Origin of the sequence: Streptomyces luteolifulvus, assembly GCF_008806595.1 — a bacterium.
GTDB lineage: Bacteria > Actinomycetota > Actinomycetes > Streptomycetales > Streptomycetaceae > Streptomyces > Streptomyces luteolifulvus.
This window is the reverse complement of record NZ_VZRB01000027.1, coordinates 13,495-28,791: the sequence shown is the minus strand read 5'-3', so window position 1 is coordinate 28,791 and position 15,297 is coordinate 13,495. Positions and strand designations below refer to the sequence as shown.

The following is a 15,297-nucleotide window of genomic DNA, read 5'->3' as shown; positions in this document are numbered from 1 at the left end:
TGATCGACGCAGCTGCGGGACGGTTCTCGCATGCGAGTGAACCGATTTGAGCGGCGGGTATGTAGGGAGCTGTGGCTGCTGCTGTTGCTGACGGCGACGGTGGTCACCTCGACGGCCCGGCCGGGCGTCGCGGCGCGGCCGCCGTCGTGGGAGCCGGCGGGCCGTGGCACGCCGGTCCCTCCCGTGGCCCGCACTTGGCCGGTGGGCCCGGTGGGCACGAGGCCCGTGGTCCTGCGCGGCTGGGAGCCTCCGGCGACGGTGTACGGGCGCGGACACCGGGGCGTGGACATGGCCGCGCCAGCAGGCACTGCGGTACGGGCGATCGCGGCGGGCCGGGTGTCCTTCGCGGGCCGGGTGGCCGGCAGGGGCGTCGTCTCGGTCGAACTGACGGACACGGGCTCCCCACCCCTGAGGACGACGTACGAGCCGGTACGAGCGTCGGTGCGGAAGGGCGACGAGGTGGCGGCAGGCGGCGTTGTGGGCACGGTGGAACCCACGGGCTCGCACTGCACGGCCGCGTGTGTGCACTGGGGTCTGCTCAGAGGGGAGACCTACCTGGACCCCCTGTCGGTACTGCCACCATGGCTGCTCCGCAGGGGCCCGTCCCGCCTACTACCGGTGCACGGAGTGCCACTCCCGTAGCCGCGAGCCGCCAACCGCGGGCCTCCCGGCAGGCAGTCGTGCCGCCGCGGCGGCACGGGAGGGCGCGCACGGCACCCGTCAGCGCCGGACCGCGAAACCCACCCCACCCCGGCCACAGCCGACCAGCTCGACATGCTGCACGGCATAGCACTGCCCCACGCCGACCGCAGTCGACCTCAGCCCCGCACACCCCGCAGCGCCATCGAAACCGCCGCGGCCGTGATCGCCGACGGATCTTCCGCCGCCCCCAGTTCGATGCGCCGCACAGCCGCGTCCACGACTCCCTGCAGCAGCATCGCCGCCAGCCGGGGCTCCGCGTGCCCCATCTCCCCCAGCGCTTCGACGATCATCGCGACGAGGCCCCCGTGCGCGGCCCGGATCTTCTCGCGGGCCCCGGCGTCCAGCTCACTCGCCGAGATCGCCACCACGGCCCGGTGCCGCCGGTCCCCGACCAGCGCCAGCTGCTGCCGCACATAGGCCTCGACCTTGGCCTCCGCCGAGTCCTCCCGTTCCATCGCAGCCGACACCTCGGCGGCCCAGACCGGGAAGTCGACCTCGCACAGCTCCTCGACCACAGCCGCCCGGGACCGGAAGTACTCGTACACGGACGACCGGGCGAGCCCCGTCCGCTCGGCAAGGGCCGGGAAGGTCAGCGCCTCCGTCCCGCCCTCGGACAACAGGGAACGAGCCGCGTCCAGCAGGGCGGCTCGCTGCATCGACCGGTGCTCGGCCACGGAGGCCGCTCGAATCCTTGGCACGTCAACCACTGTACGGACGCGGCACCCCGCACGGGAGTCACTCCACGCGACCGACGCGCGTTCGACGGCCACCCGACGACCGGCCACGGCCACTGGCCGCCGGCTCCGGTCAACGTCCAAAACTCGCCAGCTTCGCGCGCAGCTGCAGCACGGACTTGGTGTGGATCTGACTCACCCGGCTCTCGGTCACTCCCAGCACGTTCCCGATCTCGGCGAGCGTCAGGCCCTCGTAGTAGTACAGCGTGACCACGGTCTTCTCCCGCTCGGGCAGCGTGTTGATCGCCCGCGCCAGAAACCGCCGCAGCTCCCGGTCCTCGGCCACCTCCACGGGGTTGTCGGCGGCGGTGTCCTCCAGTGTGTCCATCAGGCTGAGCCGGTCGCCGCTCTCGCCCCCCACATGCAGCAGCTCCTCCAGGGCGACCACGTTCGCCAGCGACAATTGGCTGAAGACCGCGTGGAGTTCGTCCACCGCGATCCCCATTTCCGCGGCGACCTCGCTCTCGGTGGGTGTGCGCCGCAGCCGCGCCTCCAGCGTGGCGTAGGCCCGCTCGACGTTGCGTGCCTTCTGCCGCACGGACCGCGGAATCCAGTCCAGCGCCCGCAGCTCGTCGATCATCGCGCCGCGGATCCGGGTGATCGCGTACGTCTCGAACTTGATCTCCCGGTCGATGTCGAACTTCTCGATCGCGTCGATCAGCCCGAACACTCCGGAGGAAACGAAGTCCGCCTGCTCGACATTGGGCGGCAGACCCACGCTCACCCGGCCGGCCACGTACTTCACGAGCGGCGAGTAGTGCAGGATCAGCTGCTCGCGCAGCCGCTCGTCCCCCGTCGCCTTGTACGACCGCCACAACTCGTCGAGCGTCGAGGGAGCGGGGGGCCGCACGCTGCCACCGTCGCGGGCGGCTGCGGGGATCGCCGCCCGGTCGGACCCGGAGGTGTGCTGGGGCATTCGTCGCCTTGTGCCGTTCTGCCGTGAAGTGCAGCTGCTTGAGTGAGCTGTCGGTCTGATGTCGAGATTGCCTGTCTGCGTGAGAACCCCCGTGAGCGTAGCGTGACTGGAGTGTCGCGGTGTGCGAAGAGCGATGCTCATCGCGTGCGCAGATACGTTCCGCTGAACGCCCTGCCGAGGCGCGCCGATCGCTGTGCGTGATCACCGGTTTGCGCCAACTCCGGGATTTCTCAAGGGCGTCAGGGTTCCCCCGGACGGCCGAACACGCTCGGTCAGCAGCGGCTCCGATCACCGCGTACGGAGATCATCGACTGGCGTGTCAACTTCCAGCCGTCGCCGTGTCGTTCGACGTAACCAAGTGATCGGAGTTCGTACAGCCTCGCGATCGCGTCGTCCTGCGTCGTCTGCGCACCGCGCGCGATCTCTTCCGCCGTGGCGGCGCGGCGGGCAGGCAGTGCGGCCAGGACATGCCGGGTGGGGGCGTCGAGCAGGTCGCGCGGCAGCACCGGCCCGAGCCGGTCCGGGGCCAGCTCGCCCATGTCGCCGACCAGTTCGACGACCTCCGCGGCGTCGGTGACCAGGACCGCGTCCTTGCGCAGCAGCTCGTGCACGCCCGCGGAGAGTGCGCTGGTGGCCGGGCCGGGTACGCCCATCGTGTGACGTCCCAGCCGCTGCGCCGCCCGGGCGGTGACCAGTGAGCCGCTGCGGTAGGCGGCCTCGACGACCACGGTTCCCCTGGTGAGAGCTGCGATGACCCGGTTGCGCAGAACGAATCTGCTCGGCGTCGGATGATCGCCGGGCGGCAACTCGCCGACCACCAGTCCCTGTTCGGCGATCCTGGTGATCAGCCCGGTGTGCCCGCGCGGGTAGGGCCGGTCGACGCCGCAGGCGAGCACGGCGACGGTGGCACCGCCCGCAGCGAGGGCGCCGCGATGGGCGGCTCCGTCGACGCCGTAGGCGCCCCCGGACACCACCACCCAGCCACGCTCGGCGAGCCCCGCGGCGAGGGTGGCCGCCATATGGGCGCCGTACTCGGTGCAGGCCCGGGCGCCGACCACGGCGACGGACCGCAGTGCCCATATCCGCAGACTGGGCCGACCGCGGACCCACAACCCCAGCGGCCGTGTGTCGCCCAGGTCGTCGAGCTGTCCGGGCCACTCGGCGTCGCCGGGGCACACGAACCGCACCCCGGCTTCCCGCGCCACGTCGAGGTCCCGGCGGGGCTCGGCCTGCCCGGCCCGGGCCCGCAGCCCCGCCCACCGTTTCTCACTGACCGCCGGTGGCCGCGGCCCGCCGTCCCGCAGCCGCCGTGCCGCCTCCCGGACCCCGCACTCCCGCATCCACCGTCCGCAGACCTCGTCGCCGGGCTCGATGACACGGGTGAGGAAGACACGGGCGAGCAGTTCGTGATCCGGGTCGTCACCGGCGCTCATGTCAGCGCCCCGATGGCCATGGGCACGCCTCGCGGCACTCCGGTGCGCAGTTGCAGCGCGAGGGCGACGTCCGTCGCGTCCGGCCGGTCATGGCCGACGAGGTCCGCGACGGTCCAGGCGACGCGCAGGACGCGGTCGATTCCGCGAGCGGTCAGTACGCCCCGCTCCAGGTTCCGTTCGGCTTCGTCCATGGCGCCGGTCACGGCGTGCCAGCGGTTGCGCAGTTCACGGCCCGGGATGTCGCTGTTGGTGCGCCACGGGGTGCCGGCGAGTCGTGCCACCGCCCGCTCTCTGGCCGCCCGCACCCGGTCGGCGACCGTCTCGGTGGACTCTCCCCGGGCACCGCGTTCGGTCAGCTCCGCCCGTGTCACCCGGTCCACCTCGACCCGTAGATCGACCCGGTCCAGGAGCGGGCCGGACAGCCGGGCCTGATAGCGGCGGATGGCCGAGGGCGGGCATTCGCACAGCGAGTCCTTGAGGGAGAAGCGGCCGCACGGACACGGGTTCGCGGCCAGCACCATCAGGAACTTCGCCGGGAAGCGCACGACCCCTGCGCTGCGGGCGATCACGACATGGCCCGCCTCCAGCGGCTGGCGCAGCGCATCGAGAGCCTGGCTGCTGAATTCCGGTGTCTCGTCCAGGAAGAGAACGCCCCGGTGGGACAGTGACACCGCTCCCGGCCGGGCGATACCTGGGCCGCCGCCGACCAGTGCCTGCATCGTCGCCGAGTGGTGCGGGGCGCAGTAGGGGGCGATGTCGATCAGTGGTTTGCCGGGCGGCAGCAGGCCCGCCACCGAGTGCACCGCCGTCACCTCCAGCGACTCCTCGCGGCTGAGCCGGGGCAGGATGGCGGGCAGCCGTTCCGCGAGCATCGTCTTGCCGGCGCCTGGCGGACCTTCGAGGAAGAGGTGGTGTCCCCCGGCCGCGGCAACCTCCACCGCCGTGCGTGCCGAGATCTGGCCCACGACATCGGCCAGGTCATGGCCGTGGTCGTGCTGTGCGGCGCCCATGCTGTGCGCTCCCGTGGCCGCGCCGGTGCCCGGCATGCGCAGACCCGCGAGGAGCGGATCGGGGCGGCCCGGGTCGACGGGCTCCTCGTCGGGCACGGGCTCGTCGGCGAGCACGGCGATCAGCTGGCGCAGGCTGCGCACGCCCAGCACCGACACACCGGGGACCAGGGAAGCCTCGGCGGCTGCGCACTCCGGCACGACCACCTGCTCGTAGCCGGCGTCCGCGGCGGCCAGCACCGCGGGCAGGATGCCCCGTACCGGACGCACCCGTCCGTCCAGGCCGAGCTCCCCGATCATCACGATGTCGGCCAGGACCCGCGGGTCGATCCGCTCGGCGGCACCGAGCACGGCGCAGGCGACGGCGAGATCGAAGCCGCTGCCCGCCTTCGGCACGGAGGCCGGGCTGAGACCGACCGTCAGTTTCTTCTGAGGCCATTCGCCGCCCGAGTTGACCACCGCAGCACGCACCCGGTCCCGGCTCTCCGTCAGGCTCTTGTCGGGCAGTCCGACCAGCGTGAACGCCGCGACGCCCGGTTCCAGGTCGGCCTGGACCTCGACCACCACGCCCTCGACGCCGACCAGCGTCACCGCACACGTACGGGCGAATCCCATCAGGCCACCCCCCGCACATGCTCGACGACGGGCGCGCCGCGACGGGGCAGGACGACGCCGATCAGATCGATGCGGACCCCGCCCGGTGGTGCGCCCCCGTGTTCCTGCGTCCAGCGTTCCGCGAGGCCCCGCAGACGGTCCGCCTTCACGGGCGTGACCGCTGCCATGGGGTGCTGGAAGGGACCCGCCCTGCGGGTCTTGACCTCGCAGACGACCAGGACGTCGCCGTCCCGCGCCACGATGTCGATCTCTCCGGCCCGCCCGCAGCGCCAGTTGCGCTCCAGGACCGTCATTCCGGCCTCGCCCAGCCGCCGCGCGGCCAGATCCTCGCCGTATGTGCCGAGTGCACTGCGTGCCCGGTCTGCGTTCATGTCGGCACCACCTCCGGCGCCAACCGTCACGCAACCGCCCCCAAGAAGTGGATCTTGGTGGATAACTCAGCGGTTGTGGATAACTCCGTCACCCGCTCGGGAGCTCGAGATCGCTCTTGTTCAGCTCCTCGATGTTCACATCCTTGAATGTGAGCACCCGTACCTGCTTCACAAAGCGAGCCGGCCGATACATGTCCCACACCCAGGCATCCGCCATGGACACCTCGAAGAACACCTCACCCTGGACCGAGTGCACCTGCATCTCGTAGTCGTTGGTCAGGTAGAAGCGCCGCTCGGTCTCGATCACATATTTGAACAGACCGACGACATCGCGGTACTCCCGGTAGAGCTTCAGCTCCATCTCGGTCTCGTACTTCTCGAGGTCCTCGGCGCTCATGGCATGTTCCCCTTCAGCCGTGCGATCCCACCATTGTGCGCCAGTCCCGTCAGCCCCTAGACGATTTCGGTGTCAAGGGTCACGGGCCCGGCCGGGGGACCTTCGTCGAGCACCCTGCGCAGCAGCTCGGCGAGTCTGGTCGGATACACCGTCTCATGTGCCCGGCCCAGTTCCTGACACGTCCACCAGCGTGCTCCGGCGACGCTGCGCCGCTCCAGTTCGGTGAGGCCCGCGGCCTCGGTGGACGTCTGGGTCGTACGGGCCAGGTAGTACCACTCGTCCTGGTCCCAGCGGCGGCCCGCGAACGGGAAGGAGCACATCCGGCGCCACAGCACCGGGCCCAGCTCGACCTCGGTGATGCCGGTCTCCTCGGCGAGCTCCCTGAGCGCGGCCTCCTCCCGGCTCTCGTCGCCCTCCACGCCGCCGCCGGGTGTGAACCACCAGTCGTCCGCCGGATCGTCCGGCTCATGGCCGTGCAGCAACAGGATGCGGTCCTGCGGGTCGAGCAGCACCACACGGGCGACCTTCCGCAGTCCGCCCCGGGAAGAGTCGGCCCCTTCGCCCGTCTCGGTCGCCTCAGCGGGCACCGGCCGGCTCCGTCCGCGTACCGGAGCGCCGGCCGCCGAGGCGCTTGGCGACCGGTCCGTACGCGGCGCCGCCCAGGATGAGCGCCGCGCCTACGACGATCATGGCGACCATGGTGCGCAGCGGGCCCGGCTCGGAGAGGGTGCCGAGCGCCTCGAAGCCGGTGGGCCGCTTCAGCATGCCGTCCATGGGCCAGACGACCGCGTCCACCCGGGCGGTGACCGCGTTACGCGACACCGTGCCCTGGGCCGCGTCGGCCAGATGGGCCGTGGAGTCGAGCGAACCCTGGCGCTCGTCACCGAGCAGGAACAGCCGCCCCTTGGGCACCGTCACGGTCGGGAAGTCCGTGATCTCGGCCAGGCTCCCCTTGGGCAGATACGGTTCGTCGATCCGCTTGCCGTTGACGGTCAGCTTGCCGTCCGTGCAGCAGGCGACCGTGTCACCGCCGATCGCCACCACGCGCTTGAGCACGGGGGCGTTGGTCACCCAGGTCTTGTCCGTGAAGACGACGACATCGCCGCGGCGGACCTCCCCGCCGTCGACGCGCTGCGCCAGCACCCGGGCGCCCGCGTCGATCGTCGGGCTCATCGAGCTCGTGGGCACGGTGTACGGCCGGTAGACCACCGCTCCCCAGCCGAATCCCCCGAGGAACAGCACAAGGCCCAGCGCGACGGCCAGCCCGGACAACCGCTGCCCGGTCCGGCTGCCGCCCGGGCCCGTGTTGGAGCCGCCGCCGTGCGGGGCCGTACGCGTCGTGGTCTCACCCATGGGTCCGCACCCTACCCGGCAGTACGGGACCCGGTCAGCCCCTCCACCTCGGCCGAGGTCAAGAGCTCCACAAGGGATTCACGACGGTGCAGATCGAGGACCTCAGCGGGTCTCGGCCGCCGCGGTCTTCCGGCGGCGCCACAGGGCGAAGGGCACCACGCCGGCCAGTGCGAGCCCGTTCGGGGCGACCGTCAGCGCGGCGGCGGCCGAGGACTGGTCCGACAGGCCGGGCTGGTCGAAGGTGTCCGGGACAGGGAGCGTGCCCCAGCGGCTGATCGGCCAGGCCTTGACGATGGCCCGTCCCACGGCCTCGTCCACCGGGACCATGCCGTGGTGCTTGTCCGACTGGTTGTAGCGGGAGTCACGTGAGTTCTGCCGGTGGTCGCCCATGACCCAGATGTAGCCCTCGGGCACCTTCACCGTGAACTGGCCGCCCTGGTCGTCGACGCTGCACGGGGTGTTGCCCGGGTACACGTACGGCTCGTTCAGCGCCTTGCCGTTGACCCTCAGCGGGCCGGTGCCCTTGCAGGAGACGGTGTCGCCGCCGACGCCGATGACGCGCTTGATGAGGTCCTTCTCTTCCGAGGACGGCATCAGGCCGATCCAGCTGAGGAAGGTCTGCACGGCGTTCGGGTTCGACGTCGGCTCGCCCGCGAGCCAGTTGTCCGGGTCGTGGAAGACGACGACCTCGCCACGCTCGGGCTCGGAGCCGAACCAGGGGGTGAGCTTGTCGACCAGGACGCGGTCACCCTGCTGGAGCGTGTTCTGCATCGAGTCGGAGGGGATCGAGAACGCCTGTACCAGGAACGTCTTGATCAGCAGGGCGAGCACCAGCGCGATGCCGATGAGGATCGGCAGCTCCTTCCAGAAGGAGCGCTGCTTCTTGGTCCTCGGGCCGGAGTCACCCGGCCCCTGGTTCCCGGAACCGCCGCGCCCGCCCGGCGCCGTACCGTCCTCGCTCGCCCCGGAGTCACTCCCGGGGGTCACGGCGCTGTCCGCGGCCGGGACAGCTGCTCCCACGGGGCGTCCGCGGTGTTCCTCGCCGTCGTGTCCGGACCGTGCGCCGACCGCCACATCCCCCACGCCAACTCCTTACTCTGTGCCGCCGCCTGCCCCACACACGGTGCAGGCCCACCACTCCCATAACGAGCGGGAGTTCCGCAGGGCTCGGGAGTCGGATCGTTCCGTTGAGATCCTCTGGAGCAACCCTATGCGACGGTGCGGCAGCCGCGGGCGACCCGGTTGCCGAGTCGGACACAGAAGCGTAGGTGTTCGGCTCCTTCAGTGAAGTCCAGTGACCGAAGGGCCAGGCGATGACCATGGCGCGGCCCACCACGGAGTCCTCGGAGACCGTGCCGCCATTGGTGTCCTGGTGCGAGCGGGAGTCCGCGGAGTTGGCGCGGTGGTCACCCATCACCCACAACCGCCCCTGGGGCACGGTGATGTCGAACTTCGCTTCGGACGGGACATTGCCGGGATAGAGGTAGTCCCCCTCGTTCAGGGGGACGCCGTTGACGGTGACGCGTCCTTGCGCGTCGCAGCACTTGACGCGGTCACCCCCGACACCGACGACCCGTTTGATGAGGTCCTTCTCGTTGTCGGACGGCAGCAGGCCGATGAAGGTCAGACCTTCCTTGACCTGTTTGACGACGACGGGGTCCTCCTTCTTCGCGGTGGGCTGCTCGTCCTTCAGCCAGCCGCCCGGGTCCTTGAACACGACGACGTCCCCGCGCCCCGGCTTGGAGCCGAACCACGGGGTGAACTTGTCGACCAGGACACGGTCGCCGATCTGGATCGTCTGTTCCATGGAGCCGGACGGGATCACGAACGCCTGGACGAGGAAGGTCTTCAGGACGAGGGCGATGAGGACCGCGACGCCGACGAGGAGAGGTATCTCCTTGACCGCCGAGCGCCTGCGCTTTCGCTTGACCTTGCGCTGCAGCTTGCGCCGCTCGGCACGCGTGCGGCCGCCGACCGGGCCGGAGAACGCACGCCGCGAACCCGTGGGCAGGAGATTGTCGGCGGGGCTGCTGGACGAACCGCGCGGTTTGCCGCGGTTACCCATGGGCACCGTCCGCCCTGCCCGACCCCCCGGCCTCCGGAGCGGGTACGCGCGCGTAGGCGCCGGGGCGCTCGAGGCGGGCCCAGTGGGCGGTGGGCCATACGATCCACTCGGCCCGGCCGATGACGTCGTCGACGGGGATCATTCCACCGCCCGGCGAGCCCAGGTGGTCGCGGGAGTCACTGGATGCGCTGCGACGGTCGCCGAGGACGAACAGCGTGCCGTCGGGCACGACGACGTCGAAGGGCACCGTGGACGGGCTGTCACCGGCGTCGAGGAACGCCGACTCGTCGACCGACCGCCCGTTCACCTGGATCCGTCCCTCCTTGTCACAGCAGACCACGTGGTCTCCCCCCACACCGACAACGCGCTTGATGTAGTCCGCGTGCCCGAAGTAGCCGGTGCCGTCGAACACGACGATGTCGCCGCGCCGCGGCTCGGCACCAAAACGGTACGCCAACCTATTTACGAGAACGCGGTCCCCGATCCTCAATCCGGGCTCCATGGATCCGCTGGGAATCTGGAACGGTTTGGCCACGAACGCGTTGAGGAGCAGCAAAAACAGCAGGCAGATCAGCAGGGTCAGGCTGATCCGGCCACCGGGAAGCCGGTCGGTGATCCGCGCCACCCATACGAAACGCGACCGTCCCTCCCGTCCTCCGGTGTCCGAGGTCTCCTCGGAGTCGGAGGGGCGGGAGGAGCGGTCGCGCTCCTTCGGCTGTGCTTCGGTGTCCATCGGGGCCAGATGGTATCCGGACCCGCTGTGAACGCCTCTTCTTACAGCGCGCCGCGAGATCAGTTCTCGCGCTTCTCCTTGATCTTCGCGGCCTTGCCGCGCAGGTCGCGCAGATAGTACAGCTTGGCGCGGCGCACATCACCGCGGGTCACGAGCTCGATCTTCTCGACGATCGGGGTGTGCACCGGGAAGGTGCGCTCGACGCCGACGGAGAACGAAACCTTGCGGACCGTGAAGGTCTCGCGGACACCGGCGCCCTGACGGCGGATGACCACGCCCTTGAACTGCTGCACACGGGAGCGGTTGCCCTCGATGACGCGCACGTGGACGTTGACGGTGTCACCCGGGCGGAAGGCCGGGATGTCGCTGCGCACCGACGCGGCGTCGACGGAGTCGAGCAGGTGAGACATTTCGTCTGCTTTCTTCGCTGATGCCACAGGTCATCAACGGGAACTAGGTGTTCTGGATGAAGCCGTGCGGGTCGGGGCGGGCGTCGTGTCCCCCTGCGGCAGGGGCGCACGCCGGACGGCGCACAACAGCGGCCTATTCTTCCATGCCCTCTGGCCTGCGCCAAAATCGGCCGTACGGCTCCCCCTCCGGGTCCGGCGCCCAGCCCAGGATGGAGAGCATTTCGCGGTCCTTCTTGTCGAAGGCCCTGGGATCGCAGCGCTCGATGAGGTCGGGCCGGTGGGCGGTGGTGCGCCGGAGGGCCTCGTCGCGGCGCCAGCGGGCGATCTTCCCGTGGTGACCGCTGAGCAGCACGTCCGGGATGTCACGGCCGCGCCAGACGGGCGGCTTGGTGTAGACGGGCCCCTCCAGAAGACCGGCCATCGCTCCGGGAGCGAAGGAGTCGTCCCGGTGGGACTCGGCGTTGCCGAGGACGCCGGGCAGCAGTCGCGCCACGGCCTCGGTGACGACGAGGACGGCAGCCTCGCCGCCGGCGAGGACGTAGTCGCCGATGGACACCTCGTAGACGGGTATCCGGGTGGCGTACTCGTCGATGACTCGGCGGTCGATGCCCTCGTAGCGGGCGGGCGTGAAGATCAGCCAGGGCCGCTCGGAGAGCTCGACGGCGAGTTCCTGGGTGAAGGGGCGGCCGCTGGGGGTGGGCACGATGAGCGCCGGCGCATGGGAGCCGGTCTCGTAGCCGTCGGCGAGGACGGAGTCCAGCGCGTCACCCCAGGGGTCGGTCTTCATGACCATGCCGGGGCCGCCGCCGTACGGGGTGTCGTCGACCGTGTGGTGCCGGTCGTAGGTCCAGGACCGCAGATCGTGCACCTGCACATTCAGCTGTCCACGCGCGCGTGCCTTGCCGACGAGCGAGACGTTCAGGGGCTCCAGGTACTCGGGGAAGATCGTGACGACGTCGAGCCGCATCACGCCTCGTCCCGGGTGGATGCGATCTCCGCGCGGTCGTCGATGAGTCCGGGCGGCGGGTCGATGACCGCGCGCTGCTCCTGGAGGTCGATCTCGGTGACGATCTCCTGGACGAACGGGATCATCACCTCGCTGCCGTCGGGGCGCTCGACGATGAACAGGTCCTGCGAGGGCAGGTGCGAGATCTCGGTGATCCGGCCGACCGCCATGCCGTCCCCGGTCACGACGTCGAGGTCCATCAGCTGGTGGTCGTAGTACTCGTCCTCCTCCTCGGGCAGCTCGTCCGGGTCGACGTCGGCGATGAGGAGGATGTTGCGCAGGTCCTCGGCGGCGTTCCGGTCGCGGACGCCCTCGAAGCGCAGCAGGAGCCGGCCGCTGTGCACCCGGCCGGTCTCGATGGTGAGCGGGCCCGCGGAGGCGGGGTCGGTGGCCAGTACGGCCCCGGGGGCGAGCCGCAGTTCGGGCTCGTCGGTACGGACCTCGACGGTGACCTCGCCCTTGATGCCGTGGGCGCGGCCGATCCGTGCGACTACGAGCTGCACTTTCGAAGATCTCCTGTGGATAGGACCCGTAACGACTACGGGCCGGGGAAGGCCTCGTGGCCTTCCCCGGCCCGAGCCGGTGCTGCGTTCGGCGTCAGCGGACGTGGTCCACGTCGACGAGGTCGACGCGGACACCGCGGCCGCCGATGGCGCCCACGACGGTGCGCAGAGCGCGTGCGGTGCGGCCGTTGCGGCCGATCACCTTGCCGAGGTCGTCGGGGTGGACCCGGACCTCGAGCACCCGCCCGCGGCGCAGGTTGCGCGAGGCCACCTGCACATCGTCAGGGTTGTCGACGATGCCCTTCACGAGGTGCTCGAGAGCCTCCTCGAGCATGCTCAGGCCTCGGTCGGCGCAGACGCAGAGGACTCGGCCGAAGCCTCGTCCTTCTTCTCAGCCTTCTTCTTCTGGGTGATGGCCTCACCCTTGCCCTCGTCGTCGCCACCGAGAGCCTCGAACGACGGACGCGCAGCCTTCGGGGCCGGCTGCAGCAGCGGCGCCGGGGCGGGCTCGCCCTTGAACTTCTGCCAGTCGCCGGTCTTCTTCAGGATGGCGAGCACGGGCTCGGTCGGCTGGGCGCCGACGGAGAGCCAGTACGCCACGCGCTCGGCGTTGACCTCGATGCGCGAGGGGTTCTGCACCGGGTGGTACAGACCGATCTCCTCGATGGCCCGGCCGTCACGGCGGGTACGGGAGTCGGCGACGACGATGCGGTAGTGAGGCGAACGGATCTTGCCCAGACGCTTCAGCTTGATCTTGACTGCCACGGGAGTGGGTTCTCCTGGATTTGACGTGGTTGGGCACGGCGAGATGGCCGCGTGGGGCTGCGGTACCCGAGTGCCCGATGGACGCGTCAGCCGGAGGAGAGAGGGGTCCTGTACGGCTGTCGAGTACAGCTAGCCATTGTGCCACACCCTGCGGGGGCCACCGACCGGGGCCCGGGCATGACGGAGAGGCACCCAGCGCCGCAGGTGCCCTCGTGCGGGTCGCGGCACCCCGGCGCGTCAAGGTGCCGCTGCGCCCACTCCCGACTGCTTGTCCGGCACCCACGAGATGCCGGGATCGCAGTCAGCCTGCCGCCGCCCCCACGACCTCGGGGATCCGGAACGGCTTCCCGCAGCCGCCGCACACGATCGGCGCCTGGGCCAGGACGGACGGGACGACCCGTACGTTGCGGCCGCAGTCGCAGACCGCCTTTACCCGCACGCCTCCGCCGGAGGAGCCGTGGCGGGCGGCCGGGCCGCGGAACGAGCGGGCCGTGTCCCCGGCCGTCGCGGCCGTGTGGGCCTTGAGAGCGCGCTGGAGGCGGTCGATCGTCGGACGGTAGCGCCGTTTCGCCTCGGGGTTGAGCGTGACCAGGGAGAAGCCGCTGCTGGGGTGCGGCTCCTCGGGGTGGTCCAGGCCCAACTCCTCGGCGATCGCGAGGAATCTGCGGTTGTGGTAGCGGCCGGCACGGGACGTGTCGCGCACCCCGCGCGCGGCGGCGATGCCATGGACTGCTTCGTGAAGCAGTCGCTCGAAGGAGAGTTCGTGCCCGCAGGCGGACGAGGACTCCCCGATCAGTGACTCGGGCGCGGCAAGATCGGGCAACTCGGGGTGGTACCGCTGGATGTCGGCCCACGCGAGCGCCAGTTCTGCGGCGAGTACAGGTGGTGTCTGTGTCGTGCTCACGTAATGACAACGAGCCGGAGTGCCTCTGTGTTCCGATTCCGGGGCATCCCAAATAATTTGCACGTACCCGTCAGTTGCCGCTGATGCGTCCTGACGAGGGCGGGTGCGCTGATCTGCGGAGAAGCCTCGCAGGTCCCAACAATGTGGTGCGTAGTCTGACGTACGACCCCGCGCGTAGACCATGTCCACACGCCGGGGCACCTGTGGTCCGCGCGTGCGCAAGAGGCGTTTCGGCCGCTCTCCCGCCGGAGGGCGCCACTTCACTCAGCGCCTGGGACGCCCGCGACGTTACCCGGACTCGGCGGCGGCCCCTGATCGCCATGGCGCGATGCTACGGGCCCAGGTTGCCGGAATGTGAAATCTGGCCACAGGGCCTTCCGACCCGCAAGCAGGGACCGACAACCCCTGGACGCGGGGTCGAGTGCGGAGTTACCTGGCTTACGGGGGGAGTGCGAGCGCACGTCACGGGGGCCATGGAAACGGGCACAGCGGCAAACTCTCGGCGGATTGGGGCGCTTACCTATGACACCTACGCTCGTGCGGCACCATCCTTCTCCCGCGGGATCCGCTCCCCGCGTGGACCGGTGGGCACGCGCGCGTGACTGGTCGGAGATCCAGGAGCGGATGCTCGTTCCGCTCTACGAGGCGGTTTACGAACGACTCGAAGTGGGCCCCGGTACGCGGCTGCTGGGCCTCGGCTGCGGCAGCGGGCTCGCCCTCCTGATGGCGGCGTCCAGAGGCGCCTCGGTCACCGGTGTCGAGCCCTGCTCCCCCGAGCGGCTGGCCCTCGCGCGGGAGCGGCTGCTCCCGGACGCGTGGGACAAACGCGCGCGTGCGGACACCCGGCTCGTCGGCGGTCCGCCCAGGGACGCGGCCGACGCGGAGACGCCCGCGTACACCCTGGTGACCGCCTTCGATCCCATAGGGTGCCTCGCGGGCGACACGGAGGGGCTCGGGGAGATGCTCGACGCGGCGACGCCGCTCGCCGGGCACGGGGCACCGGTGGTGCTGGCCAGCTGGGGTCCGCCGGAGCGCTGTGCCACCGCGGCCGTGCTGCGCGTCGCCAAGAAGCTGGCGGAGCCGCTGCGCGGCACGGGCAGCTGGCGCCCCGCCGGCCGGGACGACCTGGAGGAGGTTGCCGAGGGCTCCGGCCTCAAGCCGGACGGCTCCGGCCGGGTCGCCTGCCCGTTCGGATACGCGGGCGTCGACAGCGCCGTACGCGGACTGCTGTCGACGGGGCTCTTCGACGCAGCGATCTCGGCGACGGACCAGGCGCAGGTGGACAAGGAACTGAAGGAGGCGCTGCACCCGTACCAGCGGCGGGACGGGACGGTGTGGATGCCGAACGTGTTCCGCTATCTGATCGCACGAACCCGGTAGCCG

Annotated in this window: 19 protein-coding genes; 2 read left to right on the top strand and 17 right to left on the bottom strand. The window is 70.6% G+C overall.

The window, feature by feature from the left end:
- Nucleotides 1-30 precede the first annotated feature (30 nt).
- Nucleotides 31-642 carry a M23 family metallopeptidase gene (locus F7R91_RS30475; protein ID WP_150954068.1) on the top strand — a complete coding sequence of 204 codons (612 nt, stop codon included), beginning with the start codon at nt 31-33 and terminating at the stop codon, nt 640-642.
- 176 nt (nt 643-818) lie between these two features.
- On the opposite strand, the gene F7R91_RS30470 is transcribed toward F7R91_RS30475, so the two are convergent.
- The 17 genes from F7R91_RS30470 to F7R91_RS30390 form a co-directional block, all read right to left on the bottom strand.
- Entirely contained in the window at nt 819-1,376 is a 558-nt protein-coding gene (locus F7R91_RS30470; RefSeq protein ID WP_150954296.1) for a TetR/AcrR family transcriptional regulator, read from the bottom strand.
- A gap of 133 nt (nt 1,377-1,509) precedes the next feature.
- The gene (gene whiG / locus F7R91_RS30465) at nt 1,510-2,352 is read right to left on the bottom strand and encodes an RNA polymerase sigma factor WhiG (protein ID WP_150954066.1); all 843 of its coding nucleotides are present in this window, start codon (nt 2,350-2,352) and stop codon (nt 1,510-1,512) included.
- Nucleotides 2,353-2,624: 272 nt separating this feature from the next.
- Entirely contained in the window at nt 2,625-3,785 is a 1,161-nt protein-coding gene (dprA, locus tag F7R91_RS30460; protein WP_150954063.1) for a DNA-processing protein DprA, read from the bottom strand.
- A complete protein-coding gene (locus F7R91_RS30455; RefSeq protein ID WP_150954060.1) occupies nt 3,782-5,407 on the bottom strand; it encodes a YifB family Mg chelatase-like AAA ATPase in 1,626 nt (541 codons plus the stop codon). Before F7R91_RS30455 ends, dprA begins: the two co-directional genes overlap by 4 nt.
- Nucleotides 5,407-5,808, bottom strand: a complete 402-nt coding sequence (locus F7R91_RS30450; protein ID WP_150954057.1) for a YraN family protein — start codon at nt 5,806-5,808, stop codon at nt 5,407-5,409. Before F7R91_RS30450 ends, F7R91_RS30455 begins: the two co-directional genes overlap by 1 nt.
- Before the next feature lie 58 nt (nt 5,809-5,866).
- Nucleotides 5,867-6,175, bottom strand: a complete 309-nt coding sequence (locus tag F7R91_RS30445; protein ID WP_003993268.1) for a DUF2469 domain-containing protein — start codon at nt 6,173-6,175, stop codon at nt 5,867-5,869.
- Nucleotides 6,176-6,231: 56 nt separating this feature from the next.
- Nucleotides 6,232-6,762: an NUDIX hydrolase gene (locus F7R91_RS30440; protein WP_150954054.1), complete on the bottom strand. Its 531-nt coding sequence runs from the start codon at nt 6,760-6,762 to the stop codon at nt 6,232-6,234.
- The gene (gene lepB, locus F7R91_RS30435; RefSeq protein WP_150954051.1) at nt 6,752-7,528 is read right to left on the bottom strand and encodes a signal peptidase I; all 777 of its coding nucleotides are present in this window, start codon (nt 7,526-7,528) and stop codon (nt 6,752-6,754) included. The genes F7R91_RS30440 and lepB (F7R91_RS30435) overlap by 11 nt, the downstream gene beginning before the upstream one ends.
- A gap of 102 nt (nt 7,529-7,630) precedes the next feature.
- Nucleotides 7,631-8,611: a signal peptidase I gene (gene lepB, locus F7R91_RS30430; protein WP_150954049.1), complete on the bottom strand. Its 981-nt coding sequence runs from the start codon at nt 8,609-8,611 to the stop codon at nt 7,631-7,633.
- Complete coding sequence (gene lepB, locus F7R91_RS30425) at nt 8,499-9,593, bottom strand: signal peptidase I (RefSeq protein ID WP_150954046.1); 1,095 nt, start codon at nt 9,591-9,593, stop codon at nt 8,499-8,501. Before lepB (F7R91_RS30425) ends, lepB (F7R91_RS30430) begins: the two co-directional genes overlap by 113 nt.
- Entirely contained in the window at nt 9,586-10,326 is a 741-nt protein-coding gene (lepB, locus tag F7R91_RS30420; RefSeq protein ID WP_150954044.1) for a signal peptidase I, read from the bottom strand. The genes lepB (F7R91_RS30425) and lepB (F7R91_RS30420) overlap by 8 nt, the downstream gene beginning before the upstream one ends.
- A 59-nt stretch (nt 10,327-10,385) precedes the next feature.
- Nucleotides 10,386-10,736 (bottom strand): 50S ribosomal protein L19, encoded by a 351-nt coding sequence (gene rplS / locus F7R91_RS30415; RefSeq protein WP_150954041.1) that lies wholly within the window; start codon nt 10,734-10,736, stop codon nt 10,386-10,388.
- 133 nt (nt 10,737-10,869) lie between these two features.
- Entirely contained in the window at nt 10,870-11,703 is an 834-nt protein-coding gene (gene trmD / locus F7R91_RS30410; protein WP_150954038.1) for a tRNA (guanosine(37)-N1)-methyltransferase TrmD, read from the bottom strand.
- Nucleotides 11,703-12,245, bottom strand: coding sequence for a ribosome maturation factor RimM (gene rimM, locus F7R91_RS30405; protein WP_150954035.1), 543 nt, complete (start codon nt 12,243-12,245; stop codon nt 11,703-11,705). Before rimM ends, trmD begins: the two co-directional genes overlap by 1 nt.
- Nucleotides 12,246-12,339: 94 nt before the next feature.
- Nucleotides 12,340-12,579 (bottom strand): RNA-binding protein, encoded by a 240-nt coding sequence (locus F7R91_RS30400; protein WP_003973401.1) that lies wholly within the window; start codon nt 12,577-12,579, stop codon nt 12,340-12,342.
- Nucleotides 12,580-12,581: 2 nt separating this feature from the next.
- Complete coding sequence (gene rpsP, locus F7R91_RS30395) at nt 12,582-13,010, bottom strand: 30S ribosomal protein S16 (protein ID WP_150954032.1); 429 nt, start codon at nt 13,008-13,010, stop codon at nt 12,582-12,584.
- A gap of 301 nt (nt 13,011-13,311) precedes the next feature.
- Complete coding sequence (locus F7R91_RS30390) at nt 13,312-13,914, bottom strand: hypothetical protein (RefSeq protein ID WP_150954030.1); 603 nt, start codon at nt 13,912-13,914, stop codon at nt 13,312-13,314.
- 522 nt (nt 13,915-14,436) lie between these two features.
- Between F7R91_RS30390 and F7R91_RS30385 the strand changes: the two genes are divergently transcribed.
- Nucleotides 14,437-15,294 (top strand): class I SAM-dependent methyltransferase, encoded by an 858-nt coding sequence (locus tag F7R91_RS30385; protein WP_150954027.1) that lies wholly within the window; start codon nt 14,437-14,439, stop codon nt 15,292-15,294.
- Nucleotides 15,295-15,297 lie beyond the last annotated feature (3 nt).

What these genes read in the sequence shown, in the direction of transcription:
- F7R91_RS30475 (WP_150954068.1), top strand. Translation starts at nt 31, where the DNA reads ATGCGAGTGAACCGATTTGAGCGGCGGGTATGTAGGGAGCTGTGGCTG.
- whiG (WP_150954066.1), bottom strand. Translation starts at nt 2,352, where the DNA reads ATGCCCCAGCACACCTCCGGGTCCGACCGGGCGGCGATCCCCGCAGCC.
- dprA (WP_150954063.1), bottom strand. Translation starts at nt 3,785, where the DNA reads ATGAGCGCCGGTGACGACCCGGATCACGAACTGCTCGCCCGTGTCTTC.
- F7R91_RS30455 (WP_150954060.1), bottom strand. Translation starts at nt 5,407, where the DNA reads ATGGGATTCGCCCGTACGTGTGCGGTGACGCTGGTCGGCGTCGAGGGC.
- F7R91_RS30445 (WP_003993268.1), bottom strand. Translation starts at nt 6,175, where the DNA reads ATGAGCGCCGAGGACCTCGAGAAGTACGAGACCGAGATGGAGCTGAAG.
- lepB (WP_150954051.1), bottom strand. Translation starts at nt 7,528, where the DNA reads ATGGGTGAGACCACGACGCGTACGGCCCCGCACGGCGGCGGCTCCAAC.
- lepB (WP_150954046.1), bottom strand. Translation starts at nt 9,593, where the DNA reads ATGGGTAACCGCGGCAAACCGCGCGGTTCGTCCAGCAGCCCCGCCGAC.
- lepB (WP_150954044.1), bottom strand. Translation starts at nt 10,326, where the DNA reads ATGGACACCGAAGCACAGCCGAAGGAGCGCGACCGCTCCTCCCGCCCC.
- rplS (WP_150954041.1), bottom strand. Translation starts at nt 10,736, where the DNA reads ATGTCTCACCTGCTCGACTCCGTCGACGCCGCGTCGGTGCGCAGCGAC.
- trmD (WP_150954038.1), bottom strand. Translation starts at nt 11,703, where the DNA reads ATGCGGCTCGACGTCGTCACGATCTTCCCCGAGTACCTGGAGCCCCTG.
- F7R91_RS30400 (WP_003973401.1), bottom strand. Translation starts at nt 12,579, where the DNA reads ATGCTCGAGGAGGCTCTCGAGCACCTCGTGAAGGGCATCGTCGACAAC.
- F7R91_RS30385 (WP_150954027.1), top strand. Translation starts at nt 14,437, where the DNA reads ATGACACCTACGCTCGTGCGGCACCATCCTTCTCCCGCGGGATCCGCT.